Raw genomic sequence first — 22,820 nt, 5'->3', positions numbered from 1 at the left:
GGCTCTCCGTTTGTCCCTATTGCAGCATATGGGCATAAAAGCATAGGAAAAAGCATCGTTCGTCTACTTACAGATACTTATTGGCAAGCTTAGCACATGCAAAGAGTCATATTAATGCACAAAAGGATACTTGGGACAGCTACGAATGGGGGACAGCATCCTATAAAATGAAGCCATTCACCAGATACCATGTACTTTTATGATCAGAGAAGGAGGAACAGCATGACTCGCATATGGTCAGAGCCTTTCGAGGCTGAGCAGTGGAATCGTTTTGAGCTTCGCATAGAAGGGCCGCAGGAAGGAAATCCCTATAAGGAAGTTGTACTCGGCGCCGAATTTCAATTCGGGCATCGGAGCATTAAGGTTGACGGCTTCTATGATGGCGATGGACAATACGTCATTCGCTTCATGCCGGATTGCACGGGCACATGGTCCTTCACTACGAGCAGCAGCACGGCGCAGTTGGATGGCCTGCAAGGAACGCTCATCTGCATCGCCCCCACGTCGGCCGAAAATCATGGACCTGTGAAGGTTGATCAAATTTTTCATTTCAGCTATGCCGATGGAACACCCTTCTATCCGGTTGGAACAACGGCTTATGTCTGGAACCATCAGGGGGAGCAGCTTGAACAGCAAACGCTGCGCTCGCTGAGCAAAGCACCGTTCAACAAAATTAGAATGTGCGTGTTTCCCAAGCATTATGATTATAACGCCGCCGAGCCGGAACATTTTGCTTTCGCAGGCTCCTTGCAGCAAGGCTTTAATTGGGAGGCGTTCAATCCTGATTTTTGGCGCCGCCTGGAATCGCAGCTGGAGCAATTGCAGCTTCTCGGCATTGAAGCAGATCTGATTTTATTCCATCCCTATGACCGCTGGGGCTTCTCGCGCATGACTGCTGAATCGGACGATTATTATTTGCGGTACGCGCTGGCAAGGCTGGCCTCCTTCCGAAACCTATGGTGGTCGCTTGCCAATGAATATGATCTGATGTTCGAGAAGAAGATGACGGACTGGGATCGGTTTTTCCGCATCATTCAGGAGCATGACCCTTACCAGCATCTTCGCTCCATTCATAATTGGCATAATCCCGAGATCCATTATAGAAGCAATCTGCATTGGTATGATCATGGTAAGCCTTGGGTGACACATGCCAGCATCCAGCATGCTGACTTGAATTTCGTAACAGAATGGCGCGAGCTTTACCGCAAGCCGATCGTCGTGGATGAATGCCGCTATGAAGGCAACCTGAATCATGGCTGGGGCAATCTTACCACAGAGCGAATGGTAGAATGCTTCTGGGAAGGGATGGCCCAAGGCGGCTATGTCACGCATGGAGAGACGTATGTACACCCCGACGATATCATTTGGTGGTCGCACGGAGGCGAGCTGCATGGCAGCAGCGCGGAGCGGATTGCGTTTCTGCGCAGCATCATGGAAGAAGGGCCAAGACTCGATACGAGCGCCATTAATTTCAAATGGGATGCTTCTGCCGGAGGCGTGGAGGGCGAATATTATTTGATTTATTTTGGCGCCAGCCGCCCTGCCTTCCGCAGCCTATCGCTTCCGGAAGGCGCAGCATTCCGCATCGATTTAATTGATACTTGGGCGATGTCGATATCGCCGCTAGATGGAGAATTTACAGGAGAATGCAAAGTCCCGCTTCCAGGCATTCCTTATCAAGCGCTGCGGATCAGCAAAATTTAAGCTTAGCAGCTATTTTGATGGGCCAAAATTTGACTAACCACTGTTTGAATGAACATTAGTTGATTGATAATTATTTGATTGACCACTAGAGGGGGATTCTCATGACAAAAAGATGGCAAGCCTTTGTTGGCTTATTGATAATCGCACTTATTGCTGCCGGCTGCTCATCCAGCAGCGGCACAAATTCAGAGGCTGGCAGTACGAGCGGTACAAGCAGTACAGGCAGCACAAAGAAAACCGTCGTTTCCGTGTGGGCTTTGCAGGAGCATACATGGATTGACGGAGCTGCTGCTGACTTTAATGCAGCTAACCCCGATATTCAAATCGAGGTTAGCAAATATGCCGTTGATCCGATGAAAGAAGCGTTAAAGGTAGCCGCAAATTCAGGAACGCTGCCTAATATGTGGTCTACATGGGGCGGTTCCCTAGGTTCCTTTTATGCCGATAATGGGCTTACAGCTGATCTGACCCAGATTGCCAAGGATCATAATTGGCCTTCGCTTTACAATCAAGCGGCCATTGATATGGGAACCTACAACGGGAAAGTATCCGGCATACCCTATCACTTAAACGCCGTCGATACGTGGTACTCCAAAATAGCCTATGACAAGCTCAAGCTTACCGCTCCTACTTCCTTTGAAGAGTTTGAAGCACAGCTGCAGGCGATGAAGGATGGCGGTATTACACCGCTATCGCTCGGCGGCAAAAACGGCTGGCACGTCATGCGTCTGACGGAGCAGCTGCTGGAGCATTTCGCAGGACCCGAGCTGCATGACAAGCTGAACAGCCTGACTGCCTCGTGGAACGACCCAGCCGTTGTTCAAACGTTCGCAAAGCTTAAGGAATACAACGATAAAGGCTATTTCCCTAAAGGTTATGTCGCCCTTGATCCGACAGAGGCCGTCAATCTCTTCTATCCGGGAACGTCGGGATTAGATATTGATGGAACATGGCTGGATGGCAATATTGCAGCAGCCGGATTTAATGTCAATGATTTTGGCGTATTCAAGTTCCCGACCGGCCGTTCATCCGTATTTGCCGAAATGTTCCAAGTAAGCGCCGATCTTGATCAAGCAACGCTTGAGGCTACCATTAAAGTAGGGGAATATTTGACTAGCGCTGAAGTGGTCAATAAATATATCGATTCTTACGGCACCCCTGCTGCTCTTAATGTCACTTATTCGGAAAACACGCCCCACCTGAAGCCGCTGCTCGATATGGCGACGAAAGGCAGCTTCCTCATTACCGACCAAGCGCTACCGCAGGAAGTGGTACAGAAGCTGTTTGAGGCGCAGGATAAGGTCGCTCTAAAAGAATGGACGCCTGAGCAGGCTGCGGAAGGAATGGAGAAGGCCGCTGCTGACTATAAGGCTAAAAATAAAACAAGCTAAGAAGCATCCATGAAGCGCTGCAAAAGAGAAGAGAGATGGGGCGCGGCCGCTTTGCCCGCCCGCTCCATCTTGATTCGCAAGGAGGAATGAAGCTTGAAAATCGGCGTATTAAAGCCCTGGCTGTTCGTGTTTCCCGCTCTTTTCATTTATATAGCGATTATCTTTATCCCGACGCTCTACACGCTGTATCTCAGCTTCTTTAACTGGAACGGCGTTGCGCCAGTGAAAACCTTTGTCGGCTTAAGCAATTATACTGATCTTTTGCTGCACGATTCCGTCTTTCCAAGAGCGGTCGCCAACAATCTGTTATGGACGCTCGGCTCTTTGACAATCATTATGGGCATCGGCCTGATGCTGGCGATTTTATTGAATCAGAAGCTGAAGGGACGCATTGTGTTTCGGGGCATTTTTTATTTCCCTTACGTATTATCCGGGGTCATCGTCGCGACGATCTGGACCTGGATGTACAATCCCATGCAGGGATTATTCAATAAAGCGCTGGAGCTGATCGGGCTCGGCAGCTGGGCGCAGGCTTGGCTGGCGGAGCCGAAATTCGCCCTCTATGCCGTGTTCGTTGCTGCTGTCTGGAATGGCGTTGGGCAGCCGATGGTGCTGTTTCTCGCTGGACTGCAGACGATTCCCCAGGACCCCTATGAAGCGGCGACGATTGATGGTGCCAAGCCGCGGCAAATGTTCTGGTTTATTACCGTTCCCCTGCTGCGGGAAACGTTTGTTATTGTCATCGCCATCACGATGGTATCGTCCATGAAGGTATACGATTTGATTTATGCGATGACGGGCGGAGGCCCGGCGGAAAGCACCCATGTGCTGGCTTCGTGGATGTATATTCAGACGTTCAAATTTGCCAATATCGGCACAGGCTCAGCCATTTCCATGTTTTTAGTTCTCATTTCGCTGATCATTATTATTCCGTATGTTTATTACACGACTAAAAAATCGCATTTGTAATATAGAGGAAGGATGGTGTCCAACCGATGGAACAGCGCGTTCATCCCGTCAGTAAGGCACTTAAATATGCCCTAATCGCAGTATTAGCAGCCATCTTTCTGCTGCCCGTTTTATTCATTGCCTTTACGGCGCTAAAGTCGAGCAGCGACTTGCTGACACGTCCTTTTTATATGTTCCCCGAAAAGCTGCAGTGGCACAATTTTGTACAAGCTTGGGAGCAAGGGCGCATGAGCATGTATATGAAAAATACAGCGTTTATCGCCTTAATAAAGGTTCCCCTTGGCATTTTAATCGAAGCGCTCGCCGCCTTTGCTCTGACGCGGCTGGCTTTCAAGGGGAGCGAGTGGCTCTTCGCCTTGTTTCTCATCGGCATGATGGTTCCGATGCAGGCTACCCTCGTGCCGCTCAATATGATTCTCAACAAGCTTGGGCTTGTCGATACGTATCCCGGCATCATTCTTATTTATTTGGGCTTCGGCATCCCGTTTGGCATTTTGATTTTGCGCGGATTTTTCCGCACGATCCCCAAGGAAATTGACGAGGCTGCCCTGATTGACGGCTGCGGGGTCATGGGAAAATTTTTCAAAATCATTATTCCACTATCAATGCCCGCCATTGCAACGCTGTTTATCTTTGATTTTATGGCAACGTGGAATGAATTTTTGCTGGCCCAAATTTTTATTACAAAGGATTCGATGCGCACCATTACGACAGGGCTGCTGGCATTCCGCGGCCAATATTCGGCGAACTACCCGCTGATGAACGCAGGCGTGCTTATTTCGGTCGTGCCCGTACTCATCGTCTATGTCGCGTTTCAGAAATACTTCGTATCCGGCCTTGCTGGATCGGTCAAAGGCTAGAACTGCCCTATGCGGGGAGAAAAAGTCTTCGCTGCGCGAAAAGGGATTGCTTCCAATCGCCATTATCGCTGCGTTTCCTCGAGCCTAAACGGATAAGCCGTCGAAACGCAGAGATAAAAGCGCGTGCTCACGCTTTTACTACTCCCCCTTTTCACTCCGCTGCGACTTTTTCATCGCCATTAAAACCGACGCAATCATTTTTGGAGTATACTGGAGAAAAGACCCGGCTGTGAAAAAAATAAGGAACGGAGAATTCGATGAATGTGCATGAAGAAATAGAACGGTTGAAATATCAGATGAAGCTCATGAGGACGATTATTTCCAAAGATGAGTTTCCCTTCTACCTTTTTCTATTGGATCATGATTTTACGGAGCAGCAGACAAGAGCCCTGCATGATGTGCTGTATATATTGAATCATCGCATGAAGGGTCCTGCCGCCGCTAGGGATGAGCATAGCATCAGCTTTTATAACGCAAAGGTTGCCGACATAAAGCAGCGTAACTCGTTATTTTCCAGTCCAAACCACCCTTTGTTTTCCGACGCTCCACCATCCTATCGTGAGTTTGCTGCCTACGCTTCGGCTGTTGTGCCGCAGGATGTAAACCCCGATTATTTGCTGATGGCTCTGAACAATCAGGTCGTTTATCCCGAGCTATGCCAGCTGCTATTAAGTGATAAATAGTGCCTTTCTCAGCAATTAGCCGAAAAACCGCACCTTGCCTTTAAAAGCAATGGCGCCAGCGGCTCTATCGTCAGCTAGCGCGCTCGGATTTTGCAAAATAGCTGTGGAATTGTGCCATTGGTAAGGGTCCAGCCTTTTTAGCTGCTCCAGCGTACTCAGCCTGCGGATTTCCAAGACCGGGCCGGTAAGCACCCATAGCTCATCGTTTTGTTCGTGAATAGCAAGCTTGGAAGCGACAGAGCGCTCAATAGCGGCCGTATGCAGCTGCTGTGCCCGCTCCACATCCCAAACGCTGAGCAGGCCCTGTTTCCAGCGGCTATGATCCTCTGCCGAAATGAGCGTTCCTCCATCTTCACTGAACGTTATGGCACTGACCGTAACGCCCTCCTCCAGCACAATCGCCCGCCGCTGAATCGTATAGACGCCGCCCCATTCACTCATGCTGATTAATTTAATCGTATGATCGCTTGCCGGATAAGCAAGCATGGAGCTTCCATGGGCAAAAGCAATCGTATTCGCCAAAGCCATGCGCCCATGGTCTTGCACCGTTACAAAATCATGATCGAAATAAACGATGCTGCCGCTCCTCAGCTCCCATACAGCAACCTCCTGGCCAATAACGCCAACCGCCAGCCTCCGCTCATCCTCGCTGAAGGCAACCGCACCGATTCGCCCTTCGCGAAACGTGTGCTGCAGCACACATCTTCCGCCGTTTATCTCTATTACAAATATAGTATGGAAGCACGACATATCCGCCCCATCTGCATACGGAGTCACATCGCCCTCTGCTACCGGAATAACGACGGCATAACGTCCATTGCTGCTAAAGCTGACATGCGAATACAAGCCATGAACATGCCCGTCAACATGCGGGGATTGAATGTCCGTACAGAGCTCCCAGTGCTGCTCCAGCTCACCGCTATGCACATGAAAAAGATCTACGACACCAATTCTACTGCCAACCGCCAGCAAGCTGGAGTCTGGACTAAAGCACAATGCCGCTCTAGCTACTCCCACTTTGCTTTCTGGACGCTCGCCTACAGCTTCGCCATTTTCCCTATTGATTACGGCTTGAAGCTGACCATCCGCTGTATGCCACACGCGGACGATGCCGTCTTCATAGAGGACGGCTGCCAAGCTGCCCTCGGCATTCAGCGCCAGCTCGCAGATGCCGCTTTCTTGCCCGCCTGCAAGCTCCCCGAATTGCTGGAAGGTTGAGCTGCTGCGATCAAGCTGCTCCCACTCCATCCGGGCTTCGCGAATGGCAATCCACTGCTCCAATTCGTCTAACCGCTTTGCAATGAAAGGCGTACAGCCTTCCTCGCGCTTGGCTAAGTGCAGCTTCTCTCCCGCATCCACCACGTTGTAATCCTCATAATCCATCAGTGAAAAATAATAATAAATCGCCGCCCGCAGCTGCGCATCAAGCTGTGCGCCATATTCCATTAGCCTAGCGAAGCCGCGCACGGCTGCCAGCCTGCTGCCCAGCGCATAATCCAGCGCTGAACGGATGAAATTCAGCTGATAATTGGCGGTATAGCTGTGACTATAAATGCCATTCCACGTATACAGCAGTGATTGAAGCGCTGGGTAATGCGCCTCTGCTTCCTCCGCATGCCCGCTGTAAAGCTGCGCTTCCACATATAAGTAAAGCGTATCAAAGCCTTCCTGGCAGCCCGCTTCACTTCTAATATCAGCGGGAATGGCTGCGGCCTCCTGCAGCGCTTGAATGGACCGATGAAATTCACCGGTCCTGTTCCATTTTTTTATTTGTTCCAGCTCGCTTCTGTTGACCATTCGCCTTCCCCTTCCAATCTATCCGTTATCCTCTCATCCTGCATAGGCACACCTGCACACAGCCAAGCTTGCCGAGCAACAAGGAAAGGCGATTCATCCAGTGGCGGGGCATACGGCAATTACATGACGCATTCGCGTCTAACGTAACGCTTCACAGCATTCAGCTTTTGATGGCGATATAAATACGAACGACTGCTTCCCCGTCCTGATAATCTTTTTGATCATACCGCTCAAAATCGCCCGTATACGCCCGCTGCTCGGCAGCTGTCTCATAATAAGCCCAAATTTCCTGCCAAGCTTCAATGACAACCTGCGGCATAGGCCCTCTTCTCGTCTCGAAAACCCGGTACAGGGAGCTCGGCACAACGATTTGCTGCATGTTTGCAGCGGCAGATGCCCCTGCTGTTTCTGTTGCTATTGGCAGGTCTAAATCATAGGTATGTCCGATGAAAGCCGTGTAAGCGCCGCTTGCATCCGTTTCATAATCCGTATATACCCCATAAATAAAATCATCTTGAGCTTGGGCCTTATTGGCGTATGCGCCTTCCAGCTGAAAATATTGTGTCCAGAGCGCAGGAATGCGCCCATTCGGCCCCGCTTCCTCCTGATTCGTTGTCCGAACGCCAATGCCCGCCAGCTTCAAGGCCTCTTGCTGCTCCAATATCGATTTCATCATGTCATTTCCTCTTTTCCGTAAGCAAGGCGGCTAAGGCGTGCGCCGTTCACCATGCTTACCTAGATTTACCCAAAGCTTATCGCATCTTATCAGACAGCTATATGTCCGGATTATAAATTAATATAATTCAAATATAAGCTGCGCTCTGCGCTTTATCTCTTCAGCAGCCCAAGAGGGCTCCAGCACCTTAACATGTTGACAGAAGCTCAGCAGCAAGCCGTAAAACCACTCATCCAGTGAAAAAGAGCCCGTCACCTGCAAGCTGCCATCTGCCAGCTCGGTAATAAACACGTTTGGAAAAGCATCATATACGCGATGCTTGACCTGCGGCTGAAAGTGCATAAGCATCGGCGTCTCCTGGTCTGCCCCCCAGTCGCTGCGCCAGATCAGCCCTTCCAGCTGCGGCGACTGCCGCGGCTCAAAGCCCTCCAGCAGGAGCGACAGGCTCAGTATTCGCGTCAAACGAAACATGCGAAAGCCCTGCTTCCTGCGGCAATACGCCTGCAAATACCAAATCGAGCCTTTCATGATAAGGGCTGCCGGCTCAACCTCCCGCTCGCTTTCTGTCCCCGCCGAGCTGGCATAACGCAGGCGAGCCACCTTGCTCTCTGTAATCGCTTGTTGGAGCAAGGCCAGCTTGGGCTTCAATTCCAGTCCCGATCCCCACGACTGCAAATCGAATACGAGTTCCTCGCCCTGTCTGGCATGCTCTTCATGCGCAGCTTGCGGCAGCAGGGCATTCACCTTGGCGAGCAGCTCATGATAAGCTTGATCATCTAGTGCCGAAGCAATTCCCTTCACTGCAGCAAGCAGCGCCTTCCATTCCTTCGCGCTCGCAAGCTGCCGATTCAGCGTGTATTGCTCCATAATTTCATAGCCGCCGGCTGCGCCGTGATGCGAGGCCACAGGAATGCCAGCTAAACCGAGCGTCTCCATATCCCGGTAAATCGTTTTTACAGATACCTCAAAACGCTCAGCAAGCTCGGTCGCATTCCACCGCTTCCTGCCAAGCAGCAGGACGACGATGCCGAGCAATCGATCTATTTTCATATGTACCCACCTGACTTATTGCATTCGCCCGCTTATTAGGGCTTATTTGTATTCCGGTTATTGACAGCTTTATAATGGAGAGGAGAAATGAGAAGCAATTCCCCTAAAGAATGGAGAGATTAATGATGACACTAAGCGGAAAAACAGCGATCATTACCGGCGCGGGCAAAGGCATCGGGCTTGCTATTGCCCATGCATTCGCGAAGGAGGGCGTAAGCCTTGGACTTATTTCCCGAACCGTATCCGATTTGGAGACGCTCGCCGATACGCTGAAAGCCAGCTATTCTATACAGGTCAGCCTTGCGGCTGCCGATGTATCGGTTAATCAAGAAGTACAAGCAGCTGTTGCCTCGATTACAGAGCAGCTTGGCCCTATTGATATTCTAATCAATAATGCAGGCATTGCCAAATTCGGCACCGTGCTGGATATGGACCCGGAAGAATGGAAGAGCATGATGGATGTCAATTTATACGGCACCTACAATGTGACTCGCGCTGTACTGCCAGCGATGGTTGCCAGAAACAGCGGCGAAATCATTAATGTGGCTTCCACAGCGGGAGAGCGCGGCTTCGCAACGGGCTCGGCTTATTGCGCTTCCAAGTTTGCGGTGCTGGGCTTTACCGAATCGCTGCTGCAAGAGGTGCGCAAGCATAATATTCGCGTAACGGCTCTTACGCCAAGCACGGTCAATACCGAGCTGGCTACGAAAGCTGGCCTCAAAATCGGTGATGAGGATCGCATGATGCAGCCTGAGGATGTTGCAGCTCTGGCGCTCGCGGCTATTTCGCTTCCGCCACGCGTCTTCATTAAAACAGCGGGTATTTGGACGACGAACCCGCAATAAAGCTGTTTCAGCAGGATTGATTGGCGTTGTCCAATGAAAATAAAGCTTTAGACAGACCATAAAAATGAAACAGCGGCGGACTAAGACTGAAAAATAAAGTCTTAGACTACCGCTGTTTTTATTGAATTCACATATTCGTCAGCTTAATCCTATGGAACACTAGCTTGAGGCTCTGCAACCCTATTGATCCTTCACAATTCGCTGGCAGATTTGGCGCCTTGACTATGCAGCCATTGAACCAGATCAGTAGCAGAACTACGTTGCGCTGCGTCCAGCGGGGTCAATCCATCCCAAACCGAAATCCAGTTCAGTTCAGCACCTCGGCCGAGAAGGTACTCTGCAGGGCGCTGTTGTCCGCCGTGGCAAGCGCACCAGAAGGCTACGGTAATCTTGCCTGGTGGTGAAGAGCGACTTGCTCCCCAAGGGTATCGCTCTGAAAGTGCGGAACCGGCGAAGTAAGCCTCAATTGCAGCCAATTGTCCTAGCGCAGCCGCATGCCAGAGTGCGATTTGCGCTCCACGTTCAACCAACCTATGCGCTGCCCGCCACTGTGCGAATGCTACTGCGTCGTCTAGTGGTGTACCGCCTGCGATCACTGCACCTGGCGCTTCGATATCGGCACCAGCATCAAGAAGCGCGTCAAGCACTTTAATGTCATCGCAACTCGCAGCCCAATGAAGCGGTGTCTCGGTGTGCGATCCAGTGAACCGAGCGTTCACCTCCGCGCCGAACTCGACTAACGTACTTACAGTAGCCGCACCGTTAGGAAAGTGACCGGGCCAGTCGGTCACGACATGCAAAAGTGTTCGAGACGTTCTACAACTATTGTCTTCGTTGTTATTGTCTCTACCGATAATTCTTGCCGCAGCCAAGCCCGGGTTCTCTTCAAGAAGTCGTTTCAACGATGGGGTATCGCCAGTGTGGATCGCTTTAACAACAGTTACTGCCAGCGTTTCATCTTCGTAAATAAATGCCATATCCAAATCTCCTCACACAAATTTAAGCCTCGTAAATTCGCCATATTTGAAGTATTCGTGGAATGATAATAATGTCCTGCCCATTGGCTTAACGCCCATATCCAGTCGAATTCTTTACTTTCTTTTGACATGCGTGTGTTCATGCGGATATTCGCAGCCGCGGCATGGCTCCATTCGCACAATTGTGGGCTAACAATCGTATAACGACGCAAAAAAAGACAAGGAGCGAGGGATTCACCCTTCTCCTTGTCTTTTTCATAGCTATCTTAGGCTGATGGTTCCTCTTGCTCTAAATGTTATGCTTCCACTTCCTTTAGGCTTAAAGCGCTCTTGAGCATGAAGCTACTCCAGCCATTCAAAACCCGCTGCCAGTGCCGCTCTTGAGCTTCCGCCTACGTACACCTTAAACTGCCCGGCCTCCACCTCGTGACGCATGGCGGCGGTCGTAAATTTCAAATGCTCTTCCGAAAGGGTGAAAACCACCTTACGACTTTCTCCCGCCTCCAGCGCCAGCTTCTGGAACCCTTTCAGCTCCTTCACCGGACGAACGACGCTGCCGTGAACGTCCTGAACGTACAGCTGTACGATTTCTTCCCCAGCCCTGCTGCCTGTATTCGTCACCGTGACGGCGACCTCCAGCGTATCACCTGCCCGCAGCTCAGAACGGCTAAGCGCAAGCTCTGAATAAGCAAATGTCGTATAGCTGAGGCCGTAGCCAAATGGATACAAGGGCTCATTCGGGCCATCGATATATTTAGAAATAAACTTCTGGCCGCTATTGCTCTCCGTAAGCGGACGGCCGGTTCGGTAATGATTGTAATACACGGGTACTTGCCCCGTCTTATATGGAAAGCTCATCGTCAGCTTGCCCGATGGATTGTAATCGCCGAGAAGAACATCCGCTAAAGCATGTCCAGCTTGCGAGCCGAGGAACCAGCTTTCCACTATCGCAGCCATGTGGTTATCAAACCACTCCAGCACCAATGGACGGCCATTGGTCAAAAGCAGCACGACAGGCTTGCCTGTCTGCGCTATGGCCTTAGCCAGCTCCAATTGGGCTTCCGGCAGCGTCACATCCATACGCGATGCCGCCTCGCCAGACATGTCGCTGCTCTCGCCCAGCGCCAGCAGCACGATATCTGCTTTGCGCGCCTGCTCCACTGCGTGCTCGATGCCTCCGGCAAGCGGCTCATGCACGCCGCAGCCCTCCGCATAGAGCAACTGCTCCTGCGCGAAGCCCTTCGCTGCCAAGCCTTGCAGCAGCGTCGCCGTTTCACTCGCGTAATTGGAAAACTGCCACGGCCCGAGCAAATCCCGGCTTGCCGCGAACGGCCCGATAACCGCCAGCTTGCGATCTGGGGCAAGCGGCAGCACGCCGTTATTTTTCAGCAGCACGATGGATTTGCGGGCTACGTCACGGCTAGCCTCCAGATGCTCGGGCGACAAATAATGCTCGTAAGCTTCTGCCGGCCTCACATAACGGTAAGGGGCATCCATAATGCCGATTTTAAATTTATAGGTCAAAATCCGGCGCACCGCCGCATTCAGCTGCTCTTCCGTCACTTTCCCTTCTGCCAGCAGCGCTGGAAGATGCTCCTCATACAGTCTGGTCACCATTTCAATATCCATCGTCGCATGCAGCGCTTGCGCAGCAGCCTCTTTGCCATCCTCAGCAGCGCCATGAATGACCAGCTCATCAATGGCCGCATAATCAGAGATCAGCATGCCCTCAAACCCAAGCTCCTCGCGCAGCAGATCGCGCAAAATGCGGGCATTTCCAGCAATCGGGATGCCGTCATACAAATTAAAAGCATTCATGACCGATCCGGCTCCCGCCTCAATGCCCGCACGGAATGGCGGCAAAAACACGTCACGCAGCGTACGCTCGGATATATCGACCGTATTGTAATCACGGCCTGCCTCCGCTGCTCCATAAGCAATAAAATGCTTCAAGCAGGCAATCAGCGTGTCCTGATCCAGCAGGCTTTCGCCCTGAAATCCCTCTACCTGCGCTTTGGCTATAGCAGCGCCCAGATACGGGTCCTCGCCCGCTCCCTCGACTACCCTGCCCCATCTGGCATCGCGTGTAACATCGACCATCGGTGCATGATTGTACGTAATGCCGGAAGCGGCGGCTTCTTTGGCCGCAATGGCGCAGGCTTTGCGAATCGCCTCCATATCCCAGCTGCACGACCAAGCTAGCGGCACTGGAAAAATCGTCTGATAACCGTGGATCACGTCGGCATTAAACAGCAGCGGAATACGGAGCGGCGACTGCTCGACCGCAATTTTTTGCAGCTCCAGCACCTGGTTCATATCGAATGCGCCCAAAATGGAGCCAATCTTCCCTTTTGCGATCAGCACCTCAACCGGCTCGCTCTCCACATCTCCGCCGAACGAAAAGTTGGACGCGCCGACCTGGCTCATTTGCCCGATTTTCTCCTCCACGCTCATTCGGCCCAGCAGCAGCTCTACCTGCTCGCGAATTTCCGCATCCGTTCGCTCAATGACTGCCCCGCCCTGTACCTCAGCAGCTTTCGCTAGAAGTGATGCATTGCGGAAGGACGGATGTCCCTTCCTGCCTTCAAGCGGAAATGGACCGCCAAACGGCAAAGTCACCGTGCCTGTGAGCAATGTTTCTCCAAATATAAGCTGAACCGTCATATCTGCTCCAAACATCCCCAGATATCCGGCTGCCTTAAGCTCATTACCGCTGCTTCCCTCCGCTTTCAGGCCGCCAGCCTCAAAGCTGTATATGCCCGGTACCGAATGCACCGCAAGCCTGTAGTCGCCAGCCCACTCCTCTACCGTAAAAATAAACAGCGTGGAAGCTTCCCCCATTTTCACATGCCCATGCCATACGCCCTTCATCGCTATCATCCTCTCTTCATTGAAAGTGCTGCATTAGATTAGTTTGACTATAACCCGTATGCCTGCGCACTCACTACCGATGAGACGACTTTTTGCTAGCACAATTGCGACTACAATGCGGCATAAGCAAGCCGCCGCACCGCCTGCCCAGATAGAATGCAGCTAATTATATATTTTCAATTGAATATTGGTATTATAGCTGTCCACCAAAGCAGAGACTTGTCTGTCATAAGTGGCAAGAATATCGTTTTGGCCGCGTGCTTTCACAGAGCCTTTGCTCAAGCTGTCGATTTCCGTATTGCCCTTCTTGAGCGTTTCTAAAATATGTGCGGATGCGGTTTTGACATTTTGCAAGCTGTAATCAAACACCTCAACCGTTGTCCACGCCTCCTTCTTCCGGCGCTCATCATCCTTCGCATATTCGTAAAAATGGTCCATATCCTCAATCAGCTGCTTATGCAGCTCCTCGTAGGCCTTTAAATCAAAATCGAGAATATGATCCATATCTATATTTTGCTTATAAAAAGCATCCTGAATGTCCTGTGCGCGTATCAGGGTACTCATTGCATAATAACGGATCAGGCTGTCCGCCTCTTTCAACGCCTCCAAGCTTTCCTGCTTGCTCTGACCCGTGACCTCTTCCAAGTCGGTTAAAAAGCTTTCCACAAGCAGCTCAAACTGCTCATTCTGCTCAAGTAGCCGAGCATGCAGCTCTCCCCCCTGCTTAAAGCTGTCCTGCTTGTACGTTCCAGCATCATAATAATCGCTGATCTCATTCAACGTATTCATCATTTCGATCATATGTGGAATCAGCTCCTTGAGTGATTCGTCCGCCGCTCCAAAGGAGGGTTCGGCAGAAGCGAGCTCCAGAGTTGCCTTTTTCGCTTCAATAGAGGAAGGGGGATACGGCATATTTTTGTAGTCGTCGAGATAATTTTTCGTATCCAGCTGCTGCCCCGTACCGAAAGTGTTGAAATATTGCTTGAGTGATAAGGCAAAAATACCGCCATTCACTTCATTGGCAAGATCGATGTAGGCATTATGTTTCTTCGTCTCCTGTGCATCGGCGGCTGCTTGCCCGGCACTTCCTTTACCCCCAGTGGTTACAGAAACTCCGCAGGCCGTTAATGTGAATAGCGTAATACCTAGAAATAAAACCATTATCTTTTTCATAATTCCAATAATCCCCTCATTATCATCTTTTAAATACATTATTATGTATCGGTTGGGGATATTCATTTGTTTATTCATTCATAAAAAATGCATATTTATATTAAATGAGATTTCATTGCTTTATATAAAAAAAGCTTCCGAAGTCGCCAAAATGGCGCTTCGAAAGCTTCATTTCCTTATACTGCTTAATCAACATAACCGGCTACGCCTTGATCCATCAAATATTCCATTTCCAGATCAAGAATCGTCTCAACCGCAAGCTCGTCCAGCTTCACATCACGCTGCTTCAGGATATAATCGACCAGCTCATCGCTGTCAACTTCGACCTCGCCAGAAGCGTTCTCCTGCGCGTTGTTAATGAAGGTCATTTCATGCTTAAGCACCAGCTTCACATCCGCTTCGGACGCCTTCGCTTTACTCGTTATGTAGGCGATCAGCTGCTGCTCGTCGATTTGGTCATTTTCTTGCTCGCTCATCTGTCATCATCTCCTCATGGGCTGTCTAATGCCATTGTATCACAATGGCCCCTTCGTATCTAAGCATGCTCAGCAGATACACAACTTAAGCCTGCTCCTTCTCAAAAGTAAACTTCTGAATCTCGCCCCGCAGCACATTCGCCATATGGCTCAGCGCTTCGGCCGAAGCTGAAATTTCCTCCATCGATGCCAGCTGCTCCTCGCAGACGGCCGCCACGCTTTGGGAGTTGTCCGATATGTTATTCGCAAGCACGACCAGTTGCTCCTCGGTTGCAAGCTGCTGCTCTGTCGAAGCGGCCAGTTGCTCCGCCGATGCCGATACTTCCTGCACTTGGCTGGTTACCGTACGAATAGCCGCATATACCTGCTCAAAAGCTTCGCCGGTCTGATTCATATAAGCAGTGCTGGACTCAACCTCTCCAGATCCCTTCTGCATGGAAACAACTGCGCCGTTCACCTTGTCCACGATAGCACGAACAGAAACCGCGATTTTATCGGATGCTTCGCCTGTCTGCTCAGCCAGCTTTTTCACCTCGCCTGCAACGACGGCAAAGCCTCTGCCGCCTTCCCCTGCCCGTGCCGCCTCGATGGAAGCATTCAGCGACAGCAGGTTTGTCTGATTGGCAATCTCGCGAATAAACTGTGTAATTCCCTCGATCGCCCGCGATTGCTCGCCAAGCTCGTAAATGACAGCAGCGGATTGATCAATCGTCAGGTGGAGCTGCTTCATTTGGCCAATCGTCTCGCCGAGCAGCGCACTGCCGCGTTCTGCCTGCTGCAAGGCAAGCTCGGACGATTCCGAAGTAACCGCAGCCGAATCGGCAATACGCTGAATGCTGATGGCGCTCTCTTCAATCGCCTGCTTATTCTCATTAATGCTGGTTGACTGCTGATCCGATGCTTCCGATACCTGCTGCACGGACTCTGCTATATGGTTGGAAGCCATTACCGCCTGCTCCGCCCCGCCGGACAGCTCCTTCGATGCCGCTTCAACCTCCATCGCGTTATGATTGATGGTCAGCATCAGCTGCCGCAAATGATGCTTCATTTTATTAAAATCCAGAGCCATCGCCCCGATTTCATCCTTCTGGCGCAGCACAATATCCGCTCCCGTCAGGTCGCCATCTGCGATTTGCCGCGCTGCCTGGGCTACCTTCTGGACAGGACGGGCAATCATTTGTCCAATGAGCACCGCCAAGGCGATACCAAGGACCATGGCAACGACAATTGTCGTCATAATGATCGATTGCACTTCCCCTACTTCCTTCGTTAAGGCTGCTTGGCCTTCACTCAGCTCTGACTGTTGAAAATCCACCAGTTGATCCGCTGCCTCTATCAATTGCTCCGCAATGGGCGAGCCTTTCGTCTCTACCAGCGTTACGACCTCATCCATATTATCCTGTTCCTTGGCCGCAATCATTTCCTCTGATACCGTCTTGTATTCCGCCTCCAGCTGCTTGAGCTTCGCTGCCAGCTCTATCGAGACGGGATTTTCGATGGAGGCTTCCAATAACTTCATCGTTTCAGCAAACAGCACTCGATCTTCGTCATATTTATCTAATTGCATGGAGTTTCTAGTAATGATATAACCCCTTACACGATTGGATTGATCCGTTGAATGCTGCTTGAGCTCGTTGACCCACAATATTTTCTGCACATGATCACTCAGCAAATTCTGGTAAGCCTTATCCAGTGCCGTAAACTGAAACCAGCTAATCATTCCGACTGCCAAAGTAAGCAATAATACTGCTGCAAAACCTGTAATTAGCTTTTTTCGAATGTTCACAAGAAAGCGCTCCCCTTTATCATATGTATTAGTTCTCTATACCTATTAAACCACTTAATACATGCCGAAACACCTAAATTCAACAAAGTTCGACTTTTGGACACGAATTATACCCTTTCTTCTTGTTTCGAATTCAGTTAGAATGTTTCAATGTGCGTTAGAAGTCGGCGAATACGCATGAAACAAAGGAAATCGCAGGATTATTGGAGGCTTATATGCAAAAGGAATCATCGAACGTCAAAATTATGAATGCTGATCCGAGTGCCCTAGGCTTATTCGGACTAGCAATTGTCACCTTGGTTGCATCATCTCAAAAGCTTGGAATTACGACGGGCTACAGCTTCGTCATCCCATGGGCCATCTTCCTGGGCGCATTCGCCCAGTTATTCGCTTGCATTCAAGATTCCAAGCGGAACAATACATTTGGTACGACCGCTTTCGGCGCTTACGCCTTTTTCTGGTTCGCAGTCGCCACAAGCTGGATGTTTAAAATGGGTGTCTTCGGCACCGCACTCGCAGGCGATGTCGATGGCAAGCAGCTCGGCTTCGCATTCGCCGGGTATCTCGTATTTACGCTGTTTATGACGATTGGCGCGGTGGAAACGAATCGTGTGCTGCTGATCATTTTCTGCCTGATTGATCTATTGTTCCTAGGACTTACGCTCGATGCTTTCGGCGTTGCACCTGAAATTTTTCATACGCTGGCTGCCTACTCCGAGCTCGCGATTGGCATCGTATCGCTTTACGGCTGCGGCGCTTCCGTGCTGAACGCTCATTTCGGCCGAAGCTTCCTGCCGATTGGCAAGCCGTTCGGCATTTTCAAGCCGCGCGCTTAGCTGCGCTAAAGGTGAAACGGCTGTCGCCGTCCTTTGGCGGCTCGGCGCGTTTCAGTCCGAGAAATATAAGCGGAGTATAAGGGGGGGAATCTTATACTTTCTTATATTTTCATTAAACCGCCTCCCGCGCCGATTCGCGAGGGGCGGTTTTTTTGATTTATTTTCAAAACGAATCAAACTTGGGTATAACTACGTATAAGCATTACAGCCTGCATTTGCGGGATTAAAGTCTGGATGGTTGAGGCTATGAAGCTGTTAAGCAATAGATGGATTTTAACGATGAAAGGGGCAAATGATAATGGATAACTTGATTACAGGCCAGCCTTACCGCTTTAAGGATGAACAGGAGCAGCAGACAGCACCCGAGGATACGCCGAATGTCAATGAATGGACGTCCAAAATTGGCGATTCCACCAAACAAGAAAAGTATGTGAAGCAAGGCTTTCTGCGGAAAATTAAAAAGCATGCCAAAAAAATCCCATTTGCGAAGCATGCCGTCGCCATGTACTACTGCGCTATTGACGCCAATACGCCTACTTCGGCTAAAGTCATTGCCGTTGGCGCGCTCGCTTATATTTTGATGCCGATTGACTTGATCCCGGATTTCGTGCTCGGCATCGGCTACACCGATGATGCAGCAGCTTTCTGGGCGGCTTACCGCAGCATCAGCATGCATGTGACAGACGCGCATAGCGAGATGGCGGAGCAATGGTTTGCGAAATAAACGCAAACCGGACAATGGCGGCTTAGCCCGGGCGCTTGCCCTCGCTGCTGCCATTGGCGCAGGGGCTGGCGTGCTGCTTGGATTGTATATGAAGGCGGTTCAGCAGTTGACTGGGGAGACTGTCTATACGCTGCTGCTCAATATCGATTATATTCCGCTGCTGAACGAGCTGGCGCTATCCGAGCTAGGGGAGTTCGCCTTGCACTTGGTTGTATCTGCGCTCGTCGGCATCGGACTAGCTCTCTTCTTTAGGAGCGTTCGCTGGTCTGCGGTTCGGCAAACCTATTTCGCTATGGCAGTCAGCCTGTTGATCGGATTGGTGCTTTTTCCGACTACGCTTCTGGCGGATCGCACACCGTCCATCGGAAGCGGTGCCGCGTGGACTTGGTGGCTCGTTGGCCATGCCGTTTATGGCTGGGTGCTGGGGGAGCTGCTGGGACTTCTCAAGCGTACACGCAGTTACTAGTACTAATACCAGTACCTAAAGTTGTCAATCTGTATTCCGTACACATCAAAAATGCGGCCTCATGGGCCGCATTTCTTCGTTATTTTATAAGCACCCTGAAAATATAAAGACGCTACAATTTACAATTGCCTATGCCTACTTCATTTCTTTCAGTGCCCGCTCATTATGCGAAAGCCCCGAGCGATCAAAATCCACATCCTCAATAAACTCAATAACCTCGCCATTTGGGCTATAGACGAGTGCATTTCGTACGAGCAGCGGCGGTTCCCCAAGGGAAAGCTCGCTCGGTTCGATATACGCCGTGGCACCGTGGGCAAGCGACTTCTCATAGATGACATCGACTTGCTCGACATAAAAGGCCAGATGCAGCAGCGCCCCATGAGCTATTTCCTCGTCAGAAGCTGCTTTTTTCCCTTGTGCTGGAATGACGGCCTCATTATCGAAAATTTCCAGACAAGTCCGTCCATCAGGCGAGATCAGCATCGAAGCTTCTTCAATCTGAAAGGATGGCAAGCTCCAATGATGCCCCACCTTAAAACCTAAAGCGAGCGTGTAAAAAGCAATCGTTTCTTGATAATTTTTAGCTTGAATTGCTACATGGGCAAGTCCTTTTATAGTCATCTGCCATCGCTCCCGTTTCGAATATGCCGTTTATTTTACGGGGAATATAGCAATAAATACATAGGATAGAAGAGGATTTTCGGGTAAAATGGTTTATGTATCGCAGTTAATTAAGCGAAATGAACTTATTTTTTAAAGTACAGCTTGGGGGGTGCTTATAATGGATCATCAACTTGATGAAATTGATAAAAAGATTATGCAGCTGCTTCAGCAAAATGCAAGAATGCCCATCTCACAGATCAGCAAACAAATCGCCATGTCTTCTCCTTCCGTTAAAGAAAGAATAATGAAGCTGGAAGAGAAAAATATTATCGCTTCGTACACAACCGTGTTTCGCTTGCAGGAGCTGGATCGCGGAATGACCACCTTTATTCTGGTGAAAACAGAGCAATGCCAAGAGCTGGTCGATTTTTGCCACAACGCTGGCGAAGTAACGGATTTATTTCGAATTAGCGGGGAATATAATTATTTAATTAAAATACAGACCGCCTCTATCGGAGAGGTTGCCGCATTTCAAGACACACTGGCCCAGCTTGGAGCATCCAAATCCCATATTAGTATGAAAAATATAATTGAGAACAGGGTTTTGCTCTAACGCTTGCTGTTGGCTGCTAGCTGCTGGCTGTTCGATGAGTATACTACATGCCTGTTTACGAAAAAAAGCCATCCCGCTAAGGATGGCTCGATTTGCGATTAAACGATGTTCAGTTCCACTTTAATGTTTCCTCTTGTTGCTCTCGAATACGGGCAAACCTGATGCGCTGCTTCAACAAGCTCCTTCGCCACATCCGCATCTACTCCGACTACGGAAATGTCCAGCTTCGCCTCCAGGCCGTAGCCGCCATCGTCTTCTTTGCCGAGCGTGACATGCGCTGTAACCTGCGTCTTCTCAACCTTGATCTTTTTCATTCTAGCTACAACGTTCAACGCACTTTCAAAGCAAGCCGCATAGCCGCCAGCAAAAAGCTGCTCTGGATTCGTTGCGCCGCCTGGGCCGCCCAGCTCCTTAGGTGCGCGAATCGCTAATTCCAAAATGCCGTCCTCGGATTTAAGCTGACCGTCTCTTCCGCCTACTGCTGTTACTGTTGCTGTGTATAAATTTTGCATATCAATAGCCTCCGTTATTGTTTTGGTGTAGAAAGCTTAAGTTCTGGCGGTGCCGCCAATACGCCGCGGGCAAAGCCAGCAAATGCTGTGTAATGCGCCGATTCATTATGCTCGTCAATCGCCTGCTGATCCCGCCATTCCTCCAGCATGACAAAATGGCCCCGCTGCTCTGCATCCTCATACAGCTTGTAGCTTATATTGCCCGGCTCCTGCTGCGTCGCGGCGATCAGAATCTTCGCCTGCTCGATAAAAGCCTCACGTGCATCTGCTTGTACCTTCAAAAATGCTTGTACAATAATCATCTGTGCCTACCTCCATGCTGTGTGCTGCGACACCCTACTTTCTTATTACCCAAAATGCTAATTGCTATCCCAATAAATTGGAAATGCAAGTAGATATGAGATGGGATCGCTAATAAATTGTATAAAATTTAATTTGATAAAACCAATATTAACGCATCGCTGTGCCGCTGTCAACTGCCTTAAACAAAAAATGCTGCAAGGAACACGATTGCTGGGCTTCAGCAGTTGGGCTTCAGCAGCTTGCACTTAGTTCGGACGCCCACTTCTTTTCAAGGACTGAGATTCCGCTATTTTGGCTTTTGAATCGATTTCGGGCCGTAAGCGGACAGGAAATCCGTTATTGCCCACATTATCTCTGAAAAATGGCCATTTGCAGCGAATTAGCGGCTCCTGAGTCCGCGACCTATGCCTTAACCCTTGATTCGGTTGAAATAGCTGCTGCTGTGTCCGCCAAGCCTAGCTTTCTTCGCTAGGAGCAGACCCATGAAGCAAAGCGCAGGAGGCTGGCTGCTTTTCAGTAAGTACGTTCACATATACGTATGTTCATATTCACAAATATTCACATCCATGAGTGGTGACATTCCCAGCAGGAGAGGAACTACGGTTGACGTGGGCATCGATCAGGATCTGGCTCACTTACGCTTACGATTACGCTTACGTTAGCATCCACGTCCTAGCAACAAAATCTCAAAACAAACGTTATACATATATAGGCAAACGAATAGGGAGGGTTTACACTGAATTTTTTGGAAAATACGCAGCTGCGCAGTAAAGCCGTTATTATTGCCGTCTTATTGGCGGCTACTATAGCAAGCCTCACTTTGGCGGATCACTTAAGGGCGGTAACAGGCCGAGAAATTTATTTATTTTTGGATTGGGATGTGTTTCTGGCGTGGGTTCCACTGGCGCTCTCCTTAATCATTGAGCTGGCAGCTTTTTATTTGAAAAAGAAGCATACAGCGTTGAAGACACTAATCATACTGCCTCTAGGACTGGTATGGCTGCTCTTCTACCCAAATTCCGCTTATTTGATTACGGACATGCTGCATCCCTTTATGCGGGTTCAGGCCGATGGGGGCGGGCATTTTGTGCAGACGATGGAATTTTGGAAGCATCTTTTTATTTTTCTGACAGCGGCTTCGGTTGGCGTGCTGCTAAGCGTCGTCTCGTTATATTCGCTGCATCAGCTTGTCAGGCAAGCCTTTGGCGCTGTTGCTGGCTGGCTGTTCACTGTTGGCATTTTGCTGCTCAGCAGCTTCGGCATCTATATCGGCCGGTTTGTCCGCTGGAACACTTGGGATGTATGGACAAGACCGCATGTCATATTCGGCCAGCTTTATGAGATTGTAACGAATGCGAAGGCAGAGGTGCTGCTTATCCCCTTCACGTCGTTGATCTTTGCTTTCACTTTATTTTTTTATGTGGTGCTTTATGCATTTACTTGGATGAGGCGGTAAAGAGCAATTATCCGCATGCCTAGCTGCCTATAACCCCCTGTCCGATTTG

General features: G+C 50.0%; 22 protein-coding genes. 11 read left to right on the top strand and 11 right to left on the bottom strand.

Features of this window, described 5'->3' with window-relative positions:
- The first annotated feature begins 222 nt into the window (after positions 1 to 222).
- The 5 genes from AC50X8_RS19025 to AC50X8_RS19005 all read left to right on the top strand — a co-directional run bounded on the left by AC50X8_RS19025 (position 223) and on the right by AC50X8_RS19005 (position 5,607).
- Entirely contained in the window at positions 223 to 1,704 is a 1,482-nt protein-coding gene (locus tag AC50X8_RS19025; protein ID WP_494861214.1) for a DUF5605 domain-containing protein, read from the top strand.
- Positions 1,705 to 1,805: 101 nt separating this feature from the next.
- A complete protein-coding gene (locus AC50X8_RS19020; protein WP_056036464.1) occupies positions 1,806 to 3,095 on the top strand; it encodes an ABC transporter substrate-binding protein in 1,290 nt (429 codons plus the stop codon).
- Positions 3,096 to 3,188: 93 nt separating this feature from the next.
- A complete protein-coding gene (locus AC50X8_RS19015; RefSeq protein ID WP_056036462.1) occupies positions 3,189 to 4,064 on the top strand; it encodes a carbohydrate ABC transporter permease in 876 nt (291 codons plus the stop codon).
- Between the two features lie 26 nt (positions 4,065 to 4,090).
- Positions 4,091 to 4,924, top strand: a complete 834-nt coding sequence (locus AC50X8_RS19010) for a carbohydrate ABC transporter permease (RefSeq protein WP_056036461.1) — start codon at positions 4,091 to 4,093, stop codon at positions 4,922 to 4,924.
- 257 nt (positions 4,925 to 5,181) lie between these two features.
- Positions 5,182 to 5,607 carry a DUF1878 family protein gene (locus AC50X8_RS19005; protein WP_494880912.1) on the top strand — a complete coding sequence of 142 codons (426 nt, stop codon included), beginning with the start codon at positions 5,182 to 5,184 and terminating at the stop codon, positions 5,605 to 5,607.
- Positions 5,608 to 5,622: 15 nt separating this feature from the next.
- Here AC50X8_RS19005 and AC50X8_RS19000 read toward each other — a convergent pair whose 3' ends face one another.
- The 3 genes from AC50X8_RS19000 to AC50X8_RS18990 form a co-directional block, all read right to left on the bottom strand.
- Positions 5,623 to 7,404, bottom strand: a complete 1,782-nt coding sequence (locus tag AC50X8_RS19000) for a WD40 repeat domain-containing protein (RefSeq protein WP_494880910.1) — start codon at positions 7,402 to 7,404, stop codon at positions 5,623 to 5,625.
- A gap of 160 nt (positions 7,405 to 7,564) precedes the next feature.
- Complete coding sequence (locus AC50X8_RS18995) at positions 7,565 to 8,080, bottom strand: GyrI-like domain-containing protein (RefSeq protein WP_494880908.1); 516 nt, start codon at positions 8,078 to 8,080, stop codon at positions 7,565 to 7,567.
- Positions 8,081 to 8,197: 117 nt separating this feature from the next.
- On the bottom strand, positions 8,198 to 9,130 hold the full coding sequence (locus tag AC50X8_RS18990) for a helix-turn-helix transcriptional regulator (protein ID WP_494880906.1): 933 nt from the start codon (positions 9,128 to 9,130) through the stop codon (positions 8,198 to 8,200).
- 125 nt (positions 9,131 to 9,255) lie between these two features.
- On the opposite strand from AC50X8_RS18990, the gene AC50X8_RS18985 reads away from it, so the two are divergent.
- Complete coding sequence (locus AC50X8_RS18985; RefSeq protein ID WP_494861543.1) at positions 9,256 to 9,975, top strand: 3-ketoacyl-ACP reductase; 720 nt, start codon at positions 9,256 to 9,258, stop codon at positions 9,973 to 9,975.
- Positions 9,976 to 10,166: 191 nt separating this feature from the next.
- Here the strand turns inward: AC50X8_RS18985 and AC50X8_RS18980 are convergent, their stop codons facing one another.
- From AC50X8_RS18980 to AC50X8_RS18960, 5 genes are all read right to left on the bottom strand, one after another.
- Positions 10,167 to 10,952 carry an ankyrin repeat domain-containing protein gene (locus AC50X8_RS18980; protein WP_494861227.1) on the bottom strand — a complete coding sequence of 262 codons (786 nt, stop codon included), beginning with the start codon at positions 10,950 to 10,952 and terminating at the stop codon, positions 10,167 to 10,169.
- Between the two features lie 342 nt (positions 10,953 to 11,294).
- Positions 11,295 to 13,832 carry a glycoside hydrolase family 3 N-terminal domain-containing protein gene (locus AC50X8_RS18975; RefSeq protein ID WP_494880904.1) on the bottom strand — a complete coding sequence of 846 codons (2,538 nt, stop codon included), beginning with the start codon at positions 13,830 to 13,832 and terminating at the stop codon, positions 11,295 to 11,297.
- A 153-nt stretch (positions 13,833 to 13,985) separates the two neighbouring features.
- Positions 13,986 to 14,996, bottom strand: coding sequence for a DUF3829 domain-containing protein (locus AC50X8_RS18970; RefSeq protein WP_056036446.1), 1,011 nt, complete (start codon positions 14,994 to 14,996; stop codon positions 13,986 to 13,988).
- A gap of 185 nt (positions 14,997 to 15,181) precedes the next feature.
- Positions 15,182 to 15,472, bottom strand: coding sequence for a hypothetical protein (locus AC50X8_RS18965; RefSeq protein ID WP_056036444.1), 291 nt, complete (start codon positions 15,470 to 15,472; stop codon positions 15,182 to 15,184).
- 85 nt (positions 15,473 to 15,557) lie between these two features.
- The gene (locus tag AC50X8_RS18960; protein ID WP_494880902.1) at positions 15,558 to 17,258 is read right to left on the bottom strand and encodes a methyl-accepting chemotaxis protein; all 1,701 of its coding nucleotides are present in this window, start codon (positions 17,256 to 17,258) and stop codon (positions 15,558 to 15,560) included.
- Positions 17,259 to 17,473: 215 nt separating this feature from the next.
- Here AC50X8_RS18960 and AC50X8_RS18955 point away from each other — a divergent pair, with 215 nt between their 5' ends.
- The 3 genes from AC50X8_RS18955 (at position 17,474) to AC50X8_RS18945 (ending at position 19,284) form a co-directional block, all read left to right on the top strand.
- The gene (locus tag AC50X8_RS18955) at positions 17,474 to 18,094 is read left to right on the top strand and encodes an acetate uptake transporter (protein WP_056036441.1); all 621 of its coding nucleotides are present in this window, start codon (positions 17,474 to 17,476) and stop codon (positions 18,092 to 18,094) included.
- Positions 18,095 to 18,392: 298 nt separating this feature from the next.
- Positions 18,393 to 18,818: a YkvA family protein gene (locus AC50X8_RS18950; RefSeq protein WP_081418841.1), complete on the top strand. Its 426-nt coding sequence runs from the start codon at positions 18,393 to 18,395 to the stop codon at positions 18,816 to 18,818.
- Complete coding sequence (locus tag AC50X8_RS18945; protein WP_494880900.1) at positions 18,808 to 19,284, top strand: hypothetical protein; 477 nt, start codon at positions 18,808 to 18,810, stop codon at positions 19,282 to 19,284. Before AC50X8_RS18950 ends, AC50X8_RS18945 begins: the two co-directional genes overlap by 11 nt.
- Before the next feature lie 135 nt (positions 19,285 to 19,419).
- On the opposite strand, the gene AC50X8_RS18940 is transcribed toward AC50X8_RS18945, so the two are convergent.
- Positions 19,420 to 19,905: a VOC family protein gene (locus AC50X8_RS18940; protein ID WP_056036440.1), complete on the bottom strand. Its 486-nt coding sequence runs from the start codon at positions 19,903 to 19,905 to the stop codon at positions 19,420 to 19,422.
- A 160-nt stretch (positions 19,906 to 20,065) separates the two neighbouring features.
- Here AC50X8_RS18940 and AC50X8_RS18935 point away from each other — a divergent pair, with 160 nt between their 5' ends.
- Positions 20,066 to 20,500, top strand: coding sequence for an Lrp/AsnC family transcriptional regulator (locus tag AC50X8_RS18935; RefSeq protein ID WP_056036439.1), 435 nt, complete (start codon positions 20,066 to 20,068; stop codon positions 20,498 to 20,500).
- Positions 20,501 to 20,598: 98 nt separating this feature from the next.
- Here the strand turns inward: AC50X8_RS18935 and AC50X8_RS18930 are convergent, their stop codons facing one another.
- Together AC50X8_RS18930 and AC50X8_RS18925 are read right to left on the bottom strand one after the other, a co-directional pair.
- Entirely contained in the window at positions 20,599 to 21,012 is a 414-nt protein-coding gene (locus tag AC50X8_RS18930) for an organic hydroperoxide resistance protein (protein ID WP_099518023.1), read from the bottom strand.
- A gap of 14 nt (positions 21,013 to 21,026) precedes the next feature.
- Complete coding sequence (locus AC50X8_RS18925; RefSeq protein ID WP_494861241.1) at positions 21,027 to 21,314, bottom strand: putative quinol monooxygenase; 288 nt, start codon at positions 21,312 to 21,314, stop codon at positions 21,027 to 21,029.
- A gap of 746 nt (positions 21,315 to 22,060) precedes the next feature.
- Here AC50X8_RS18925 and AC50X8_RS18920 point away from each other — a divergent pair.
- Positions 22,061 to 22,771, top strand: coding sequence for a DUF1361 domain-containing protein (locus AC50X8_RS18920; RefSeq protein ID WP_494880898.1), 711 nt, complete (start codon positions 22,061 to 22,063; stop codon positions 22,769 to 22,771).
- Positions 22,772 to 22,820 lie beyond the last annotated feature (49 nt).

This window comes from Paenibacillus sp. JT22N15 (assembly GCF_059383755.1).
Note: the sequence above shows the minus strand (reverse complement) of the source record. Positions and strands in the feature narration are given on the sequence as shown.